Below are 980 nucleotides of genomic sequence, written 5' to 3'. Positions count from 1 at the left end.
CTTGGGTTCTAACGGTCCTCGCAACACCCGCGATCTGTGGGAGTTGCGAGGACCGTGGGCGTTGGACGGGATGATCTTGCGGGAATGCGGGAGCGTTTCCTCGCGCGGCTGGATGTCGTGGGGAGCGTGACCGTGGTGGCGCGTGAGCTGGAGGTGAACCAGAACACCGCGTTCGGTTGGGCGCGTAAGGCCGGACGTAGCTCGACGCGTCTGCCGCGACGCCATCCGCAGCGGGATGAGTACGAACGGTTGCGTGCCGAAAGTGTCGCCCAGTCAGTGGCAGCCCGGCGGGTCGGGATCAACGAGCGCACGGCCCATGACTGGGACCGGGGTGTCAAGAAGGCCGGCGCTACACGTACCTACCCCGACGGCCGCCGTGTCGACTACGCGGCGGGGACAGTCACGATGGGGGGCGTGACCACGCCATCGGTGGGCCTGACGGTCCTGGAGAAACAGCTTCACCCCCGGTACCTGACGCTGACCGAGCGCGAGAGGATCCGCGATCTCCGCGCGGCCGGTCAGTCGCTGCGGGCGATCGGACGCGCCTTGGGGCGTCCGGCGAGCACGGTCAAGCGGGAGATCGACGCGAACTCGGGCCGCGAGGGCTACCAGCCCTACGCCGCCCACCGGACGGCCGCCGCGCGCAGACCCCGGCCCAAGGACCGCAAACTACTGCGCGAGGGACACCTGCGTCGCTTCGTCCAGGACCGACTGCGCCAGCGCTGGTCACCCGAGCAGATCTGCCACGCTCTACGCAAAGAGCATCCCGACGACGAGAACATGCGGGTGAGCGTGGAGACGATCTACCAGGCGTTGTACTTCCAGGCCCGCGGGGGCCTGAAACGGGAAGTGCAGGCCGCCGTCCGGTCGGGCCGGACCCGCCGCAAGCCCCGCCGGGACCCCCAGCGGCGCACGCCCCGGTTCATCGACCCGATGGTGATGATCAGTGACCGTCCCGCCGAGATCGAGGACCGGGCCGT

The 980-nt window shown here is 69.3% G+C and carries 1 protein-coding gene; it reads left to right on the top strand.

Annotated elements, in window-relative coordinates:
- Window positions 1–84 precede the first annotated feature (84 nt).
- Window positions 85–980 (top strand): IS30 family transposase (locus E0D90_RS25805; RefSeq protein ID WP_227870522.1); only part of this gene is annotated, 896 nt, incomplete at its 3' end.

It is taken from the genome of Streptomyces otsuchiensis (assembly GCF_004305975.1).
Classification (GTDB): domain Bacteria; phylum Actinomycetota; class Actinomycetes; order Streptomycetales; family Streptomycetaceae; genus Streptomyces; species Streptomyces otsuchiensis.
This window is presented reverse-complemented; position numbering and strand designations above follow the sequence as displayed.